Below are 18,321 nucleotides of genomic sequence, written 5' to 3'. Positions count from 1 at the left end.
TTGGGGTTACGCGGTATTACCAGCCCGCGTAGCAGCTCATCTCGGAATGAGAGTGGATAGTCTGCCGTTTTTGGCCTGTGTACAGGCTCAAAGTGGGAGATTATCCACTCTCGTTATTTGAGTGTCCAATAATCCTCGCTCGCTGGGGTGGTCGTTTAAGAACGTCCCCAATGACTACTTTGTAAAAGGCGGGTCATGCTTGGCGGCGGGTTTGTTATTCGTTTGTAAAGCCGAGCCGCGCTTGCGGTAAGGGCCTATCAAATGCCCGTAAGAAACCGCAGTTGGCGCAGCCGCTGCCCGGTCGGGGCCGTATCGTTCCTTTCAGCAAAGCGGGCAGGGTGCCCGCGAGTCGCATGTATGAAAGGAAGATCATGCTCGATCAGGCTTATTCTCGTCGTCAGTTCCTCGGCCTCGCTGGTGGTCTTGCCAGCATCGTCGGTCTCGGTCTCGTTGGTTGTGGCGGCTCCGGCGCATCCGACGCCGCCGCCAAGGGTAGCGCCGCCGCCGAGTCCGTCTCCGGCGAGGTGACCTACGACGGCGCCTCTTCGTTCCAGGCTCTCGTCGAGGCCGCTGCCGAGAAGTTCATGGATGCCAACCCGGACGTCTCCGTCTCTGGCTCGGGTAACGGTTCGGGCAAGGGCCTGACCGCTGTCGCCGCCGGCACCGTCACTATCGGTAACTCCGACGTCTTCGCCGAGACCAAGCTCGAGGCCGACCAGGTCAAGAACCTCGTCGACCACGAGGTCGCCGTCGTGGGCATGGGCCCCGTCGTCTCCAAGAACGTCAAGGTCGACGACCTGTCCCTCGAGCAGCTCAAGGGTATCTTCTCCGGCCAGATCACCAACTGGAAGGAGGTCGGCGGCGACGACGCCAAGATCGTCGTTCTCAACCGCAAGGCCGGCTCCGGCACCCGCGCCACCTTCGAGGCCGCCGTCTTTGGCGACGAGGCCGTCGACTTTAAGGGCGACGCCGAGCTCGACAAGTCCGGCGATGTCCAGACTCAGATGGGCAGCACCGACAATGCCATCTCCTACCTCGACTTCTCGCACTTCGACGACTCCAAGTTCAACGCCATCAAGGTCGAGGGCGTGGAGCCCAAGAGCGCAAACGTCACCGACGACTCCTTCAAGATCTGGGCGACCGAGCACATGTACTGCTCCAAGGACGCCGACGAGGCCACCAAGGCCTTCCTGGAGTTCATGCTTTCCGACGACGTCCAGGGCAAGCTCGTCGAGGAGCAGGGCTTTATCCCCGTCTCTGCTATGAAGGTCGTCAAGGACGCCAGCGGCAAGGTCTCCGCTAAATAAGTAATCGCCCCGGAAAGGTTTGCAATGGCAAAACAGCTGCCAAAGCGCGACCTTGAGAACGTGGGCCTGGGCGTCACGGGCGCGTGCGTAGCGCTCGTGACGCTTGTCGTTGCCGCGCTCATCTTTATGGTCGCCCAAAAGGGCCTCTCGGCTTTTCTCAAGGACGGCGTTTCGGTCGTCGAGTTCTTCACCGGCACCAAGTGGGACCTGGCCAACACAGCCGAAAACGGCCTGCCCTACACCGGCGCCCTGCCCCTGATCGTCACCTCGTTTGCGGTCATGGTGCTCTCCACGCTCATCGCGCTGCCCATCGCCATCGGCTCTGCCATCTTTGCGGTCGAGATCCAGCCTAAGTTTGGCTCCAAGGTCTTTCAGCCGCTTATTGAGCTTTTGACCGGCATTCCCTCGGTCGTCTTTGGCCTGATCGGTTTTCACGTGGTCGTCGGCCTTATGAAGAGCGTTTTCCATGTGAGCACGGGTCTGGGTATCTTGCCCGGCGCTATCGTGCTGGCAGTCATGATTCTGCCGACGATGACCACGCTTTCGGTCGATGGCCTGCGCGCCGTGCCCGATAGCTACCGCCAGGGTTCGCTCGCGCTGGGCTACACCCGCTGGCAGACCATCTGGCACGTGGTGCTCAAGTCCGCCATGCCGTCGCTCATGACCGCAGTCATCCTTGGCATGACCCGCGCCTTTGGCGAGACGCTCGCCGTGCGCATGGTCATTGGCGGCATCGAGGCCATGCCGACGTCGCTGCTGTCGCCGGCGTCTACCATCACCACCACGCTCACCACGTCCATGGCGGTCTATGCCGAGGGCTCGGCCCAGGACGACGTCCTGTGGGCGCTCGGTCTGCTGCTGATGGGCATGAGCCTCATCTTCATCTTGATCATCCACCTTATCGGCCGCAAGGGGGCGAAGGCTCGTGGCTAGCACGCGCATCCACATCGACGAGGCGAGACTCGGGCTTGTCCAAAAGCAGGACCGCATCGCCACGGGCGTGCTGACGGCGATTGTCGCCATCGTCATGCTTATCGTCGTCTCCATGGTGGCCTACATCCTGTTCGAGGGTATCTCGACGCTGTTCCAGCCGGGCTTTCTCACGCAGCCCGCACGCGCCAACGGAACGCAGGGCGGCGTGCTCTACCAGCTGTTCGACTCGTTCTATCTGCTGCTGATCACCCTGATCATCTCGGTGCCCATCAGCCTGGGCGGCGCGGTCTTTTTGGTTGAGTACGCGCCCGATGGGCCTATTCGCGACATCGCCTCGACCGCCATCGAGACGCTGTCCTCGCTGCCCTCCATTGTCGTAGGCATGTTCGGCTTTCTGGTGTTCTCGGTGCAGCTGGGCTGGAAGTACTCCATCATCTCCGGCGCCGTCGCGCTCACCATGTTCAACATCCCCATCCTGGTGCGCGTGATTCAGCAGGCGCTCGAGGACGTGCCGCAGGCCCAGCGCGATGCATGCCTGGCCATGGGCCTCACTCGCTGGGAGGCCACACTGCACATCCTGATTCCCGAGGCCATGCCCGCCATCGTGACCGGCATCGTGCTTTCGGCCGGCCGCGTGTTTGGCGAGGCCGCGGCGCTGCTCTTTACCTCGGGCATGAGCTCGCCGGTTCGCCTGAACTTCTTGAGCTTTAACCTGTCGAGCCCCACCTGCGCCTGGAACGTGTTCCGTCCCGGCGAGTCGCTGGCCGTGCACATCTACAAGATCTATGGCGAGGGCAGCCCCGAGGCCCAGCAGATCGTCTGGGGCACTGCGGCACTGCTGATGATTTGCGTGCTGCTGTTTAACGTAGTCGCCCGTATCGTGGGCAAGCAACTGGCAAGGAGGATGACGGCCGAATGAGCGAGACGAATGCGACGCCCGCAACCGAGGCGGCCACGTCCGACACCCCCCAGGACTTTCTGTCGAGCGTGGGGGAGAGCGAGAGGCGCGTGCGCGTGAGCGGCAAGGCCGTGAGCGACGAGGTCGTGCTCTCCGCCAAGGACGTCAACGTGTACTATGGCGACCACCATGCGCTGCACAATACGTCGCTCGACTTCCACAAGGGTGAGATCACGGCGCTCATCGGGCCTTCGGGCTGCGGCAAGTCGACCTTCTTGCGTAGCCTCAACCTGATGAATCGCGAGATTCGCCGCTGTCGCGTGGAGGGCGAGATCAACTACCGCGGGCGCAACGTGAACACCAAGACCGAGAACACGTACGAGCTGCGTCGCTCCATCGGCATGGTGTTCCAGCAGCCAAACCCCTTCCGCAAGTCCATTCGCGACAACATCACCTTTGCGCCCAAGCGCCACGGCATCACCGACCGTGACGAGCTCGACCGCATGGTCGAGGAAAGTCTGCGCGGTGCCGCGCTGTGGGACGAGGTCAAAGACAAGCTCGACAAGAGCGCCTACGCGCTTTCGGGCGGTCAGCAGCAGCGTCTGTGCATTGCGCGCACGCTGGCGCTCAACCCCGACGTAATCCTGTTTGACGAGCCCTGCTCGGCGCTCGACCCCATCTCGACGCTGGCGATCGAGGACCTCATGTCGTCGATCGTGGCCGACCGCGCCATCGTCATCGTGACGCACAACATGGAGCAGGCGTCGCGCGTGTCCAACCGCACGGCGTTTTTCTACATGGGCGATATGGTCGAGTACGACGAGACCGACGAGATTTTCCAACGGCCCAAGGATAAGCGGCTGAATGATTACCTCACCGGCATGTTCTCCTAGTCCGGGACATGCTTGAGGCCCGCGGCGGCCACGGTTGCCGCGGGACTGATTGGAGAGGCGGGTCATCTCTTGCGGGAGATGGCCCGCCTTTTTGTGTTGTTCACGTCCTTCGACCTGCCAAAAAGGGACAGGTTTATTGTGGCAGGTTAACGTTTTACCATGGAGCGTGCTCGGAGCGCCCTGACGTTTGCCCAGATAAAACCTGCCAAAATAAACCTGTCCCTTTTTGGCAGGTTTTGGGGTGGGGCTCGCTGCTATCATGGACAACGTTGAATTTCTACGAAGGAGCAGGGCATATGGCGATTCTTTTGGGATGCGATTCCGTCAGCCTAGAGTTTCCCACCAAGCATATTTTTAATAGCGTAACGCTCGGCGTGGGCGAGGGCGACCGTATTGGTATTGTCGGCAAAAACGGCGACGGCAAGTCGACGCTGCTGAGTGTACTCGCCGGCACGCTGGAGCCCGACGACGGCCGCGTGACGCATCGCCGCGGCACCACGATCGGCCTGCTCGGCCAAAAGGACAACCTGGTCGATACCGACACCGTGCATCATGCTGTCGTCGGTGACACGCCTGAGTACGAGTGGGCCTCGAGCCCGCGTACACGTCAGATCCTCGCTGGCCTTATTAGCGATGTGCCCTGGGAGGGCATGGTGGGCGAGCTTTCGGGCGGCCAGCGCCGTCGTGTGGACCTCGCGCGCCTGCTGATCGGTGACTACGACGTGCTCATGCTCGACGAGCCCACCAACCACCTGGACATGCGTACCATCAACTGGCTTGCACGCCATCTTAAGGCTCGCTGGCAGCGCGGCCAGGGCGCCATGCTCGTGGTCACGCACGATCGCTGGTTCTTGGACGAGGTCTGCACTAGCATGTGGGAGGTCCACGACGGCCAGGTCGACCCCTTCGAGGGCGGTTACTCCGCATATATCCTTCAGCGCGTGGAGCGCGACCGCATGGCCGCGGTTACCGAGGAGCGCCGTCGCAACATGGCGCGCAAGGAGCTTGCATGGCTGAGCCGTGGCGCCCAGGCCCGTTCCACTAAGCCCAAGTTTCGCGTGGAAGCCGCCCGCGAGCTGATCGCCGACGTGCCGCCCGTGCGCGACGAGCTGGAGCTCAAGCGCCTCGCCGTGAGTCGCCTGGGCAAACAGGTCATCGACGTGATCGACGTGGACGCCGGCTATGCCGATACCGACGGCGCGCCCAAGCAGGTGCTCTCCGATGTGACCTGGCTTATCGGCGCGGGCGACCGCTATGGTCTGCTGGGTGAGAACGGCGCCGGCAAGTCGACCTTGCTCGACGTGATTCAGGGCAAGATCGCGCCCCTGCGCGGCCGCGTGAAGATCGGCCAGACGGTGCGCTTTGGCGTGCTGTCGCAGCAGCTCGAGGAGCTCGAGCCCTACATGGGTGACACGATCCGCGAGGTTCTGAGCAACTATAAGAAGTATTATGTCATCGACGGCAAGGAGACCTCGCCCGAGAAGCTCTGCGAGCGCCTGGGCTTTACGACGCAGCAGCTCTGGAGCCGCATCGGCGATCTTTCGGGCGGCCAGCGCCGTCGCCTGTCGCTGCTGCTGACGATCCTGGACGAGCCCAACGTGCTTATCCTGGACGAGCCCGGCAACGACTTGGATACCGACATGCTGGCGATTGTCGAGGACCTGCTCGACGGCTGGCCGGGCACGCTGATCCTGGTGACGCACGACCGCTTCTTGATGGAGCGCGTGACCGACCAGCAGTGGGCGCTGCTTGACGGTCATCTGACGCATATGCCCGGCGGCGTCGACCAGTACCTGCGCCTGTGCAACGCTACTGCCGAGGGCGAGCCCGTGGGCGCGCCGAGCGCCAAGACCGGCACGTTCGACACCGGCGCCGCAGCGGTTGCAGCCGAAAAGCCCAAGTCGAGCGGCCAGCCCAACGGACTTTCCAATGCCGAGCGCCAGAAGCTCCGCCGCGAGGTGAGCTCGCTCGAGCGCAAGATGGAGACGCAGCGCGCCCGCGTGGAGGAGGCCGAGGCCGCCATGGCCCAGGTCGATCCCACCAACTACACGGCGCTGGGCGAACAGCAGGCAAAGATCGACGAGGCCCATGCCGCCATGGACGAGCTGGAGATGGCGTGGCTCGAGGCGAGCGAAAAGCTCGAGGGCGAGGAGTAGGCGAGGATGATCAAGGCCGCGTTTTTCGATATCGACGGCACGTTGCTGAGCTTTAAGACCCATCGGATTCCGGCGTCGGCGCAGCAGGTGCTCGACAGCTTTCATGAGCAGGGGATTGCGTGCGTGATCGCCACGGGTCGCCCGACCTATCAGATGCCCGATTGGCTGTTCGATCTTGGTTGGGATGCGTACATCACGCTTTCGGGTCAGCACTGTTTTGATGCCAAGGGCGTTTACCGCAGCTGCCCGATCGATTCGGACGACGTCGCGGCGATTGTGGACCAGGTGGCGCAGGGGCGCTATGACTCGCTGTGTATGCAGGGCGAGAACTCGTTTGTGAACCGCCTGTCCGAGCGCGTGGTGACGGCCGGCAGCAACGCGGGGATTGTCTACCACGAGGAACCGTTTGAGCATGCCTTCGATGCGCCGGTCTACCAGTTCTGCGCCTTTGTGGACCCTGCCGACGAACATATCGTGACCGACGCGGTGTCGCATTCTCTCACTACGCGCTGGTGTGATTTGTTCTGCGACATTATCCCTGCCAACGGCGGTAAGGACCTGGGTGTCGCGGCGACGCTGGAACGCCTGGGTGTCGACGCGAGCGAGGCGATTGCCTTTGGCGACGGCGAGAACGACCTGTCGATGTTCTCGGCCGTGGGCACAAGTGTGGCCATGGGCAACGCGCAGGAGACCGTGAAAGCTGCAGCGACCTATGTGACGACCGCCGTGGATGACGACGGCATCTACAACGCCGCCAAGCACTTTGGGCTGATGTAACTGCGGGCCGGCACCCGGCGCCTGGGGACACTCCTTGCGGGGCGTCCCCATTTTGTTTTCGTCCCGCACGTTTTGTGAAACACGGCTAACTTTTAGGCAAAGTAGTAAGACATGGGCAACTTTTGCGGTAAAGTAAATCAAGCAAAAGTATCCAAAGGCTAACTAGAAGCCATCGCGAAAGGCGGCCCATGGCCCTGCGTGAATCCGGAGAAGACTATCTCGAATCGATCTACGTTCTATCGGAACGTCAGGGCATCGTGCGCTCGATCGACGTTGCCGAATACTTGGGCGTAACCAAAGCAAGCGTCTCTAAAGCCATGGCGGCCTTGGAGAGCACCGGCTACGTGGAGATGGGCAAACGCGACGTGCATCTGACGGAACGCGGTCTTGAGGTTGCCCGTCAAATGTGGGAGCGCCACTGCTTTTTCGTGGGGCTGCTGGAGGATGCGGGTGTTTCGGCTGAGGTCGCGTCGCAAGAGGGCTGCCACATGGAGCACTGCCTGAGCGAGGAAAGCTTTGAGAAGCTGAGGGCGATGCTGGGACGGGACAGCGACCGGGACCAGTAGCCCCGCCAACCAAGTCCAACTCAGACAAGGAACCCCGCCAGCAAGCGATGCCCAAGAACCGCCAGCAACGTTACCGCAGGCCGGGACCGGGCTTGGTTTTTGAAAACACTCCGCAGACCAGAAGCGCCCCCGTTCGTAGCTCCGAAGGAGCAGAACGGGGGCGCTTCATTGGTCGAGGACGTTTTCAAAACCAAGCCCGGTCCCGGCCGGAGGGACCACAGGCGCTACAGGTTCTTGACACCCATCGCGCGCATGGCGTTCAGGATAGCGATGATCGCCACGCCTACGTCGCCAAAGACGGCAAGCCACATATTGGCGATACCCAGCGCTGCCAGCACAAGGATCAGCAGCTTAATGCCCAGCGCAAAGATTATGTTCTGCCAAACAATCGACATGGTCTTGCGCGCCACGCGGATCGCGCGGGAAATGTTGGACGGCTTGTCGTCCATCAGCACCACGTCGGCGGCCTCGATCGCGGCGTCGGAGCCCATGGCGCCCATGGCAATGCCCACATCGGCGCGCGTAAGCACAGGAGCGTCGTTGATACCGTCGCCGACAAAGGCGAGCTTGCCCTTGCCACTTTCGGCCGCGAGTAGCGCCTCAACGCGCTCGACCTTGTCGCCCGGCAGGAGCTGCGCGTGGAACTCGTCGAGACCGAGTTGCTTGGCCACAGACGCTGCAACCTCCTCGCGGTCGCCCGTGAGCATGACGGTGCGGTTGATACCGGCGGCATGCAGGTCGCGAATCGTTTGCTCCGCATCGGCCTTAACGGTGTCTGCAATCACGATGTGGCCGGCGTACACGCCGTCAACGAGCACGTGGAGGATCGTGCCGACAACCTCACAGTCCGGTGCTTCAACGCCGGCCGCGGCGAGCATTTTGGCGTTGCCAACGACGACGTGCTTGCCGTCGATGGTTGCCGTCACGCCGTGGCCCGCGTCGTTGGCGGAGTCGCTCACGCGCTTGGGGTCGACCTCGCCCTGGTAGGCGTCGCGCACGGACTGCGCGATGGGGTGATCGGAGAACGACTCAGCAAGGGCTGCGACTTCGAGCAGCGACTGCTCGGTATAGCCAGCCTCGGGGTGCACCGCGACGACTGAGAACGTGCCGTTGGTGAGGGTGCCCGTTTTGTCGAAGACGATGGTGTCCACGTCGGCGAGCGTCTCGAGGTAGTTGGAGCCCTTGATGAGAACGCCCAGCTTGGACGCGCCGCCGATGCCGCCAAAGAAACTCAACGGTACGCTGATCACGAGGGCGCACGGGCAGCTGACGACCAGGAAGGTCAGGCCGCGCAGGATCCAATCGGACCAAGCGCCAGTCACCAGGCCGCCGCCAAGCGCGAGCACCGCGGCAGCGCCAGTGACGGCGGGGGTGTAGACGCGGGCAAAGCGCGTGATGAAGTTCTCGGTGCGCGCCTTCTTTTCGCTGGCATTCTCCACGAGCTCCAGAACACGCGCGACGGTTGACTCGCCAAAGGGCTTGGTGGTGCGCACGTGGATGAGGCCCGTCATGTTGATGCAACCGCTGATGATATCGTCGCCGGTCTTGGCCGGGCGGGGGACCGACTCGCCCGTGAGTGCGGCGGTGTCGAGCTGGGTTTCGCCCTCGACGATGACGCCGTCGATAGGCACGCGCTCGCCGGGCTTGACCACGATCACGGTGCCGACGGCGATGTCATCGGGAAAGACCTGTTCGAGTGTGCCGTCGGCTTGCTCGACGTTAGCGTAGTCGGGCGCGATGTCCATCATGGCACTGATCGACTTGCGGCTCTTGCCCACGGCGTATGCCTGGAACAACTCGCCGACCTGGTAGAACAGCATGACAGCGGCGCCTTCGGCCATGTGCGGGTCGGTGTCGGGGAAGAGCACCATGGCAAACGCGCCGATGGTCGCGACGGCCATGAGGAAGCTCTCGTCGAAGGCCTTGCCGCGGCGGATGTTATTGAATGCCTTTTGCAGTACGTCGTAGCCGGCAATCAAAAACGGCACGAGGAACAGCACAAAGCTGGCGTAGATGTTGCCGGGCTCCCCAAATGCGATAGTGAGGGCGCCGAGCTCGTCGAGGGCATAAACAACGGCAAAAATGCCCAGTGCTACCAGGATGCGGTTGCGCTTATGCTCAAGGGACTCTTTCTTCTTGCGCTTCTTCTTTTTCTTTTTGGGATCGGCGGCTGTCATGATTCAAACCTCTCATTTGAGTTTATGAACACTCGCTCATATAATTTCGCGAGCAAAGGCCGCGGCAAGCGCGGCCTCGCAGGTCAACGTATGCGCGGGTTAGAGAATGATCTCGCAGTCCGGCTCGGCGTCGGCGGTGAACTCAACGACGCGGTCCAGGACCTCGTCGAACTTGGCGTCGTCGGCCTCGAGCGTCAGCTTCTGGGTCATAAAGTTGACCGAAACGGACTTGACGCCCTCGAGCTTGGCAAGTTCGTCCTGAAGCTCGCGCGCGCAGTTGGCGCAATCGATCTCGTCGAGCTTGAACTGCTTTTTCATGGTGGGTTCCTTTCCCTGTGTTAGCGGTCTGGGTGCCGGCCGCGCTGATACCGTGGTTGATTGCTATTCGCAGATATGGCTCATGCCCTGGTTAAGCATGGTGTAGACGTGATCGTCGGCGAGCGAGTAGAGAATGTTGCGGCCGTCGCGGCGGAACTTGACCAGGTGCGACTGCTTAAGCGTGCGCAGCTGGTGCGATACTGCCGACTGCGAGGTTGCGGTCGCTTCGGCGATGTCAGCCACGCAGAGCTCGCGGCCCATGAGGGCATAGAGGATCTTGATGCGTGTGGTGTCGCTGAAGACCTTGAACAGGTCGGCCAGGTCGTACAACAGCTCCTCGTCGGGAAGGTCCTCGGGCGAGCAGGTGGTGGGGACGATCGGCTCGGTGGCCTCGATGCCAGTCTTTGTTTCATCAGCGTGGCTGCTCATTGCAACATCCTTTCATATGAACATGCGCTCATATAACTTACTTCCGATTATATGAGCGCATGTTCATATGTCAATACAATTTACGTTAATTTCGATGACTGTTTGCCGCCTCTGCGATTTTCTGCGGGTTGGGAGACATCGACGCAATGCTCGCCAACATATTTCGAGATGTTCGGCCAGCATGCTAAGAAAGCCACCTTGAGAAGCATTAGAACTGTTCATATTTGTACTTTATCGTGTTAAATACCGCGAGAATCAGTTCTTCCTCTACGGGAGTTCCTGCAGAATCAGTTTTATCTAAAGTTATATTGAGCATTGCTGCAGCCAATCTGGCACATCGGTGGCCGAATAAGTCGAAAAATGTAGGTGGACATCCGCAGAGATCGTCTTTAGAAGAGCGAATTCTCAATTAGATCAATAATCGTGTCGTCTTCCGTGCGGTTTTCATCGATTTTTGCGAACATGTCGCATTCCCAAGGCCCATTGATTTCCTCAGCAAGGGCCCCGACGTGTTGCATGTCGTCGGGTTCTGGCACATCGTTGATGCTCGGGTCATCAGCTTGCGGATATTGGCTTGCAATTTCGCGCTTGGCGGCCTCTTCTTCTTTGAGTGTCTCCAGGACGCGGCGACCGTATTCGAAGTAGCGCCGCAAGACAAATTGACGAAGAGTTTCTTGCAGGATGGCGAAGTTATCCGGGAGTCGACCGGGCCATATCTTCTCGCGAATGCGAATCGCTTCCATGACCCGCCTAAAAGCGGACTGCTTGAAAAACGAATGACGACTAACTGTGATAACGGCATATCCCATGTTTCGCAGCGTGTTTCGGCGTTCCTCGTCAATTGATTGCTGTTCGGGCTCGTCGTGGTAAAAGCCGTTGTATTCGATATCGGTCATCGAATTTTCGAGCAGCGCGTCGAGGTAGAAAACCGTCCGTCGCGTTAGGGCGGCGTATCTTTTGGGGACTGGGATCGGATAGTCCGTTTTGATAGCGCGTATGGCTAAGCCACCCATTGACTTGGGCATTGTCAGCATCATGACAAACGCCGTTTCGAGTGGGGAGCGACAGCCTTCGCGTACATAAGAAAGTGCCTTAAGTGCTTTATTAGATCCACGATACCCCGATGCCTCTGAAAAGAAGGCTCTGAGCTCTTCAACGCTGGTTAGGGCTGGGCGCTCGCGATATTGAGTTTCGTCGGACGTTCCAAGCGCGTAGGAGCCGCAGATTTCAAAGTAATACTCAACGAGCTCCGAAAGGTTGAGGTCGGCTGCTGCTTCTAACGCGCACAGCTTGATATCGACGATGTAGACGTTCGGCTCGAGTTCTAGGTAGCTTTCTGCATCAAACGTATAGCGCGTGCAGTGGCAGATGCAGCCCTTGCGGTGCCTTTTGGCATTATTGGAAAACGTCAGCACATGGATGCTTTCAGAATCGACATTCTTTCTGTTGAGCCATGCTCGCGCCGCTTCCAGGTTGGACGTGGTCGGCGCAGACACCTTGATCTTTTCCATAGATATGGGATCGGTCGCGTGGCTTGCGAGCGAGTTGACTGTTTGGTATACAGCGCGTGCCGTGGTATGTGACAGAACGATTCCCATACGCGCATGATGGCATAGCGGACGCCATATACGCTCGAAACTTCGGGCAACGGTATTGGGGCGCGGCTTATCTTCTGCGAACGGTGGGTTTTTGAGCTGTCGTATTGAGGGGGGGCAGCTTCGGCTGGGGAGGTTTCTGTCGGCTGCCCCATTTTGGTGAACTTTAGTTGCGGATTCGTAGCTTCTAAGCGTTTTTGCCGACCGCTCAGATGCCTCACCAACATAATTTGAGTTATTCGGCCTTATCCTATACGAATGGTGCGATCGCAACGTCCTATTCGAATTGATTCAGGTAGATTTATAGGGCTTGGTTGCGAAATTGGGGCGACTATAGCGCTCGATTGCGGTTCAAGGGGCCTTGACTAGTGGTTCAGCTGGCCGAACAACTCGAAAAATGTAGGTGGGCCAACCTGCCGACTATGTGAAGCACGCGTATTTGCTCGTTTTGATGAAAACTAGGGTGCAGCCATAAGGCTGCGCCCTAGTTTACTGCGTGCCGGTGTGCCCAGACGGATTGCGCTGTGCCTGGCAGGCGCTCCCGCAGATGGATCGGTTATTTCGCGAATAGGTTCTTGAGGTTGAACTCGGCTTGGACGGTGCGGAGCATGAGGTCGGTGTCGTCCAAGCCCAGGTGCTGCTCGTTGGCGTCGGCGGCGAGGGTTCCACGGCGGCGCGCCCAGTTCTCGAGCGCGGCTGGGGCGGACTCGCGGGGGAGCGAGCGCACGTCGGCGTCCAGGCTGCGGCAGATCTGGCGCGAGTCGATGACGATGATCTTGCCGGCGCGGCGTGCCTCGGCGTAGCCGTCCAGGTGGATCTTGAACCAGCTGTCCTCAAAGGCGGCGTTGTGTGCCATGTACGGGTACTTCTTCATAAGCTTGAGCAGCTGCTTTTGCAGCTCTTTGTTCTCGCGGAACGGCTTTTTGCCGTCGATGTCGTCCCAGGTGATGTGGTGGATATTCGACAACGGCACATCCTCGCCGCGGTAGATGTCGGGCAGGCCGCAGTAGTGTGCCTCGGCGTCATGCGGGACGGCGTCGCTGGTGAGCTCCATGATCTCCCAGCCCACGTTGATGATATAGCCGCGCTCGGGTGCACGGCCGGTGGTCTCGATGTCGATACCGAGCACGGTGCCCTGGATGGGCTTGCGGGCGTAGGCCACGCCGAGCGCGTCGCGGTCGCCGCGGATTTCGCGCATAACGGACGCGGCGGTGCGCTTTTGCATCTTGCCGATGGCGGCGCAGGTGTCGGCATCGGACAGGCCGCGCGAGAGCGTCGCGGGCGTCACGTTGCGCAGACGCGCCTCGCCAATCTGGTCGCACAGGTCGCGGTTGCGGTCGGCCAGGTCGCGCACGGTGGCAAAGTCGAAGCCGGGGTCGCCCTCGGCGGTAAAGTACTCGGTCTCGAGCACCTTGAGGGCCTCCTCGCCCTTCTGGCGCTCGGACTCCATGGCGCCGTGGTCGCCGTAGATAAACATGGGGATAAACGGCTGGCGCTCGTATTCGAGTGCTTGCGATACGTTCATATGCTACTCCTTGGACGGGCCGCGTTGTGCGGCTCGAGGTTACTGAGTTATGGCGAGATGATAGTTTACCATAGGCAACTATTGGCACCGCGCCCGGGACAACTACAATACCCTAGTTGACCGCTAGGACTTTTACAATGCTGCCGAAAGACACGAAAGGTTCCATCCGTCATGGATTTACTGATTGATATTCTGCTCGACGCCGGCAAGGACACGCTGTCGCTGGTGCCGTTTTTGTTGGTGACGTATCTTGCTCTCGAGACACTTGAGCACGTTGCGGGCGACCGCGTCAACGGCGCTATCAAGCGCGCCGGCGCTGCGGGTCCCGTGGTTGGCTCGCTGCTGGGCATGGTGCCGCAGTGCGGATTTTCGGCCATGGCAGCAACGCTGTACGCCGGCCGTGTCGTGACCTTGGGCACGTTGGTGGCGGTGTTCCTTTCGACCTCCGATGAGATGCTGCCGCTGTTGCTTGCCGAGCAGGTTCCCGTGCAGACTATGGCGATGCTTTTGGCTTCGAAAGCGCTGATCGCACTGGTCACGGGTTTTATCGTGGACGCTGCCATTCGCGGCCTGCGCCGTAACGCCCGCGCGCACGCGGCGATTCGCCGTACCGTGCTGGGAACCGCGGCCAACCCGGCCCACGTGAACTGCGCGCACGACGACCACAGCGGCGGTGACATCATCGACGAGGTGGCCGAGGCAGGCGTGAGCGCCGACCACATCCACGAGCTGTGCGAGCGCGACCATTGCGGTTGTGATGAAGACGAGGACGAGCACGAACACGGACATGGCCACGATCACGGTCATGAGGGCGAACATGAACACCATGATGGTCACGGTCACTCTCACTCCCACGAAGGGACGCCTGTCCTGTCGATCATCCGCAGTGCGATCTCGCACACCGTGCAGGTCTCGGTATTCATTTTTCTGGTGACGCTGATTCTGGTCGCCGTGCTCGAGACGTTCGGCGAGTCCGCGATCGAGCAGTTCCTGCGCGGCAACGAGACACTCGCTGTCCTGGGTTCGGCGCTTGTCGGGCTGATTCCCAATTGCTCGGCGAGCGTGGTCATTACACAGCTGTATCTGGAAGGCGCGCTGCAACTGGCGCCGATGCTCGCCGGCACGCTCATTTCCGCCGGCGTGGGTTATCTGGTGCTGTTCCGCACCAACCGCAGCGCCCGCGAAAATGCCGTGTTCCTGATCATGATGTACGTCATCGGCACTGGCTGGGGCCTCATCCTCTCCGCCGTTGGCCTCTAAGTAGGCCTAAAAAATGGGCTTCAAATAGCCATGCTCAGCGCCTGCGCAATGCGGCGACGCATGGCATTTTGAAGCCCGTTTTTTTGTTGAGCCATGGATTCCGAGCGCTCACACCGCTCAAGACAAAAAGGTAGATTTTAGGCATGTCCCAAAAATCTACCTTGGTTAGCGCAACAGCTCGGTGAGGTTGCGTTTAAAGCGGTCGCGGTCTTCGCTAGTAAATGCCGCCGGTCCGCGAGTGCGTCCGCCGGCGCGGCGCACCTTCTTTTCCTCGTGGCGAATAAACAGCTGCATGTCGATGGTCGCTTTGTCGTAGACGCGCCCGCGCACACCGATGGCGGCGGCATCGCGCCCGAGCACCATGCTCGCCAAGCCAATGTCCTGCGTCACGACCACGTCGCCCGCCTGCAGGCGTTCGACAATGGCAAAGTCGGCGCTGTCGGCGCCCACGCTCACGTCGAGCGTCGTGACCCAAAAGCCGCGTCGCGCGTGCTCGGCATCGCGTGGGTCGTCGCGGCGAATGTGTCGTTCCAGGTTTTGCGTGCTGTTGCCGGCGATAACAACGGCGACGCCCGCCCGCCGCGCGCAGTCAATCGACTCGCGCGTGACCGGGCAGGCGTCGGCATCAATAAAGAGCGTTCGCGGCATCTAGTGCACCAGTTTGCCAAATTGAATGGCGCGAACAATGAGCGTTACGCCAAACACCAGCAGCGCGGCGCCACTAAAGATGACAAGCATCTTGGCCGACCACAGCGGATAGATAAACACGAACATGCCGGCGATGATGGAGAGTGCACCGCTCAGGATGGCAAGGGCGCGGTTGGACGAAAGCTCGGACTCCAGAATGGACATGACACCTTCGACAATCCAGCCAAAGCCGGCCACGACAACCACCATCGTGGTGAGTGTCGCGGTCGAGAAGGCCTGGTTGCGCAGGATTATGACGCCGCCCAGGATAATGAGTAGGTTGGAGATGATGCTCGTCACGCGCCAGCCAGTGGGCAGCAGCGGCTCAAAAATGGCAGTGAACAGCCTGATGGCAGCGGTGATTACAAAGTAAAAACCAAGGACGGTCGTCAAAAAGACGAGGGACTTGGCGGGTGCAAAAAGCAGCGCGATGCCAGCAATGAGCGCCACGACGCCCGTGATGGCGTAGATCCAGCGCACGGCCTTGACGGCTTTGCCCGCCATACTTTTCTCGTCAAATCCAAACTGGCTCGATTTTTGGTCATCGTTCCTAAAGATACCCATAACGTCTCCTTTCCGTGCGGCGTAAGCCTTGATCGTTACAACCAGTATCGCTTAAAGGCGCTGGCGTATGGGTCGGGGAGGGCGAAACGTAACCCAAAGGTCCCGAATTGTTTCCGTTGTTCCCCACGTCGCGGTTTTCTATTCAACAGGTGTAGAACATTGCAGCCCTGTTCGTTATTGCCTACGTTTTAGGTTAGATTTTCCTAAGGACAATTGGCTTGTATTGGGGGTCCCTATGAACGAAGCAGTTCCCGAGGCACCGTCGAGTGTCGAATCGATGGCAAAGCAAGGTTGCGAAAAGCTCGGTCTGGAAGCGTTTGATGCGCTGGTCCGTCGTGCCCGTACGTGCCGTCGCTTTGACGAGTCTATGCGCGTGCCGCGCGAGTTTTTGCTCGAGCTGGCGGAACTGGCGCACCTGGCTCCCTGCGGCGCCAATGCTCAGCGTCTGCGCTTTCACGTGGTGAGCGGTGCAGAGGACTGCGCGCGTGTATTTGACGAGCTTGCATGGGCCGGTGCGCTCAAGGATTGGCCGGGTCCCGATGAGGGCGAGCGCCCGACCGGCTACATCGCGATTCTTGCTGAGCGCGCCGTTCCGGGCAAGCCCGCCGCTCCCATTACCGATGTCGACACGGGCATTACCGCGCAGACGATGATGCTCGCCGCCCGCAGCGCCACGCCCGAGGTGGCAGCCTGCATGTTCAAGGCCTTTACGCCCCACGCGATCGATGCCATGGGGCTCAATAACGACAAGTATGAGCTCAAGCTGATCATGGCCTTTGGCGTTCCGGCCGAGACACAGGTGATCGATGCGATCGATTCCAACCCCGACGGCTCCATCAATTATTGGCGCGACGAGGCGCAGGTGCACCACGTACCCAAGCGTCCGCTTGCCGACGTGCTGCTGTAGTTGTGCGTCGTTGCGGTGCAATCCGGCGGCAAAATCACCACAAAGGCTCCTGTCCCCTTTGTGGTGGTACGAGGGGAGGGTGTGTGGCAGATCTGTATTTGGTGCGGCATGGGCAGACTGAGCTCAATGTGCAGAGCATTTTGCAGGGCTGGCACGATTCGCCGCTTACGGCGCGCGGGCGCGAGCAGGCGCTGACGGCGCGTACGGCGTTTGCGGCGCGTGGCGTGGCCTTTGATCATGTGTATTCCTCGCCGTTGGGCCGGGCGCGGCATACGGCCGAGCTTATCGTTGGCGAGGGCCGTTCCATTGAGCTGGTCGATGACCTGCGTGAGTGGCATTTTGGCTCGCTGGAGGGCACATCAAATCGCGAGATGCCGCCGCAGCCCTGGGGCGATTATCCGGTGGCCTTTGGCGGTGAGTCGGAAGTGCAGCTTCAGTCGCGCATGGTCGCGGCGCTGTCCCGCATCATGGCCAGGCCGCAGCACGACTGCGTGCTGGCGGTTTCCCACGGCTCAGCCTGCCAGGAGTTTCTTGAGTATGTGACTGGCGGGGGAGAGCTACCCGACAACGGTGCCGTGCTTCATTTTGGCTATTGCGACGGGGCGTTTTCGCTCTTGGGTTGGTAACGAACGAAAGGACCCCTATGAATAAAGATCTGTATCTGGTCCGTCATGGACAGACGATATTCAACCTTAAGCGCATTATTCAGGGCTGGAGTGACTCGCCGCTTACGCAGTTGGGTTGCGACCAGGCGGCGCGCGCCGGCATGTTTTTACGTGCGCGCGGCATTGAGCCCGATCATGCCTACACCTCCACGCTTCATCGCACCGAGCAGACTATCGCCAACTTGTGGCCGGGCTTGGCGTACGAGCGCCTGGACGGCCTGCGTGAGTGGTTCTTTGGCGACTTTGAGGCCGAGCGCGTGATGCTCATGCCCGAGCGCCCGTGGCGCGATTTCTATCGCCAGTTTGGCGGCGAGGGTCAGATGCAGGTGCGTGAGCGCATGGTGACGACGCTGACCGAGCTCATGCGACGCCCGGACCATTCGTGCGTGCTCGCGGTGAGCCACGGGTCGGCCATCAAGGAGTTTTTGGATCACGTGAAGGGCACGGAGGCCGACGAGCGCGAGCGCGTGCCGGGCAACTGCTCGGTGCTGCATTTCGTGTTTGACGATACGACCGATACGTTTGAACTGGTTGAGATCTTTACGCAGGAAGACTACGCGCGCGAGCTGGGGCTTGAGCCGCTCGTGGCTGCCGCGGGTCCGCAGCGCGGGTAGTTTGGGCGTGGCGGTGCGGGTCGCCGACTTACTTCTCGACGCAAAAGGGG

General features: G+C 60.5%; 18 protein-coding genes. 11 read left to right on the top strand and 7 right to left on the bottom strand.

All coding sequences use genetic code 11. The features are described 5' to 3' along the window. Positions 1-371 precede the first annotated feature (371 nt). The 7 genes from DWV32_RS07515 to DWV32_RS07485 all read left to right on the top strand — a co-directional run bounded on the left by DWV32_RS07515 (position 372) and on the right by DWV32_RS07485 (position 7,530). On the top strand, positions 372-1,307 hold the full coding sequence (locus DWV32_RS07515; protein WP_117757754.1) for a phosphate ABC transporter substrate-binding protein: 936 nt from the start codon (positions 372-374) through the stop codon (positions 1,305-1,307). Between the two features lie 24 nt (positions 1,308-1,331). Next, positions 1,332-2,240 carry a phosphate ABC transporter permease subunit PstC gene (gene pstC, locus DWV32_RS07510; RefSeq protein WP_117735919.1) on the top strand — a complete coding sequence of 303 codons (909 nt, stop codon included), beginning with the start codon at positions 1,332-1,334 and terminating at the stop codon, positions 2,238-2,240. Next, positions 2,233-3,159 carry a phosphate ABC transporter permease PstA gene (gene pstA, locus DWV32_RS07505; protein ID WP_117757753.1) on the top strand — a complete coding sequence of 309 codons (927 nt, stop codon included), beginning with the start codon at positions 2,233-2,235 and terminating at the stop codon, positions 3,157-3,159. The genes pstC and pstA overlap by 8 nt, the downstream gene beginning before the upstream one ends. Next, positions 3,156-4,031 (top strand): phosphate ABC transporter ATP-binding protein PstB, encoded by an 876-nt coding sequence (gene pstB, locus DWV32_RS07500; RefSeq protein ID WP_117757752.1) that lies wholly within the window; start codon positions 3,156-3,158, stop codon positions 4,029-4,031. Before pstA ends, pstB begins: the two co-directional genes overlap by 4 nt. A 296-nt stretch (positions 4,032-4,327) precedes the next feature. Then, positions 4,328-6,187 (top strand): ABC-F family ATP-binding cassette domain-containing protein, encoded by a 1,860-nt coding sequence (locus DWV32_RS07495; RefSeq protein ID WP_089572088.1) that lies wholly within the window; start codon positions 4,328-4,330, stop codon positions 6,185-6,187. A gap of 6 nt (positions 6,188-6,193) precedes the next feature. Next, positions 6,194-6,964 (top strand): Cof-type HAD-IIB family hydrolase, encoded by a 771-nt coding sequence (locus tag DWV32_RS07490; protein WP_089572086.1) that lies wholly within the window; start codon positions 6,194-6,196, stop codon positions 6,962-6,964. Between the two features lie 188 nt (positions 6,965-7,152). Next, a complete protein-coding gene (locus tag DWV32_RS07485; protein WP_089572084.1) occupies positions 7,153-7,530 on the top strand; it encodes a metal-dependent transcriptional regulator in 378 nt (125 codons plus the stop codon). A 224-nt stretch (positions 7,531-7,754) separates the two neighbouring features. Here DWV32_RS07485 and DWV32_RS07480 read toward each other — a convergent pair whose 3' ends face one another. The 5 genes from DWV32_RS07480 to DWV32_RS07460 all read right to left on the bottom strand — a co-directional run bounded on the left by DWV32_RS07480 (position 7,755) and on the right by DWV32_RS07460 (position 13,574). Continuing rightward, positions 7,755-9,707, bottom strand: a complete 1,953-nt coding sequence (locus DWV32_RS07480) for a heavy metal translocating P-type ATPase (RefSeq protein WP_187361843.1) — start codon at positions 9,705-9,707, stop codon at positions 7,755-7,757. 99 nt (positions 9,708-9,806) lie between these two features. Next, positions 9,807-10,025 (bottom strand): cation transporter, encoded by a 219-nt coding sequence (locus DWV32_RS07475; protein WP_089572082.1) that lies wholly within the window; start codon positions 10,023-10,025, stop codon positions 9,807-9,809. Between the two features lie 63 nt (positions 10,026-10,088). Continuing rightward, entirely contained in the window at positions 10,089-10,454 is a 366-nt protein-coding gene (locus tag DWV32_RS07470; RefSeq protein WP_055252065.1) for a helix-turn-helix transcriptional regulator, read from the bottom strand. 389 nt (positions 10,455-10,843) lie between these two features. Beyond that, positions 10,844-11,965: a hypothetical protein gene (locus DWV32_RS07465; RefSeq protein ID WP_117817598.1), complete on the bottom strand. Its 1,122-nt coding sequence runs from the start codon at positions 11,963-11,965 to the stop codon at positions 10,844-10,846. 640 nt (positions 11,966-12,605) lie between these two features. After that, positions 12,606-13,574, bottom strand: a complete 969-nt coding sequence (locus DWV32_RS07460; protein ID WP_089572078.1) for a DNA polymerase III subunit epsilon — start codon at positions 13,572-13,574, stop codon at positions 12,606-12,608. 171 nt (positions 13,575-13,745) lie between these two features. Here DWV32_RS07460 and DWV32_RS07455 point away from each other — a divergent pair, with 171 nt between their 5' ends. Beyond that, positions 13,746-14,834: a putative manganese transporter gene (locus tag DWV32_RS07455; protein ID WP_089572076.1), complete on the top strand. Its 1,089-nt coding sequence runs from the start codon at positions 13,746-13,748 to the stop codon at positions 14,832-14,834. 165 nt (positions 14,835-14,999) lie between these two features. Here the strand turns inward: DWV32_RS07455 and DWV32_RS07450 are convergent, their stop codons facing one another. Beyond that, a complete protein-coding gene (locus tag DWV32_RS07450; RefSeq protein ID WP_089572074.1) occupies positions 15,000-15,482 on the bottom strand; it encodes a DUF188 domain-containing protein in 483 nt (160 codons plus the stop codon). After that, the gene (locus tag DWV32_RS07445) at positions 15,483-16,085 is read right to left on the bottom strand and encodes an HdeD family acid-resistance protein (protein WP_089572072.1); all 603 of its coding nucleotides are present in this window, start codon (positions 16,083-16,085) and stop codon (positions 15,483-15,485) included. A 235-nt stretch (positions 16,086-16,320) separates the two neighbouring features. Between DWV32_RS07445 and DWV32_RS07440 the strand changes: the two genes are divergently transcribed. The 3 genes from DWV32_RS07440 (at position 16,321) to DWV32_RS07430 (ending at position 18,271) form a co-directional block, all read left to right on the top strand. Further along, entirely contained in the window at positions 16,321-16,992 is a 672-nt protein-coding gene (locus tag DWV32_RS07440) for a nitroreductase family protein (RefSeq protein ID WP_158551154.1), read from the top strand. An 83-nt stretch (positions 16,993-17,075) separates the two neighbouring features. Continuing rightward, positions 17,076-17,618 carry a histidine phosphatase family protein gene (locus DWV32_RS07435; protein ID WP_055252053.1) on the top strand — a complete coding sequence of 181 codons (543 nt, stop codon included), beginning with the start codon at positions 17,076-17,078 and terminating at the stop codon, positions 17,616-17,618. Between the two features lie 17 nt (positions 17,619-17,635). Continuing rightward, positions 17,636-18,271, top strand: a complete 636-nt coding sequence (locus DWV32_RS07430; protein ID WP_089572068.1) for a histidine phosphatase family protein — start codon at positions 17,636-17,638, stop codon at positions 18,269-18,271. Positions 18,272-18,321: the final 50 nt, after the last annotated feature.

It is taken from the genome of Collinsella sp. AF04-24, assembly GCF_003465685.1.
Lineage (GTDB): Bacteria > Actinomycetota > Coriobacteriia > Coriobacteriales > Coriobacteriaceae > Collinsella > Collinsella aerofaciens_AP.
This window is presented reverse-complemented; position numbering and strand designations above follow the sequence as displayed.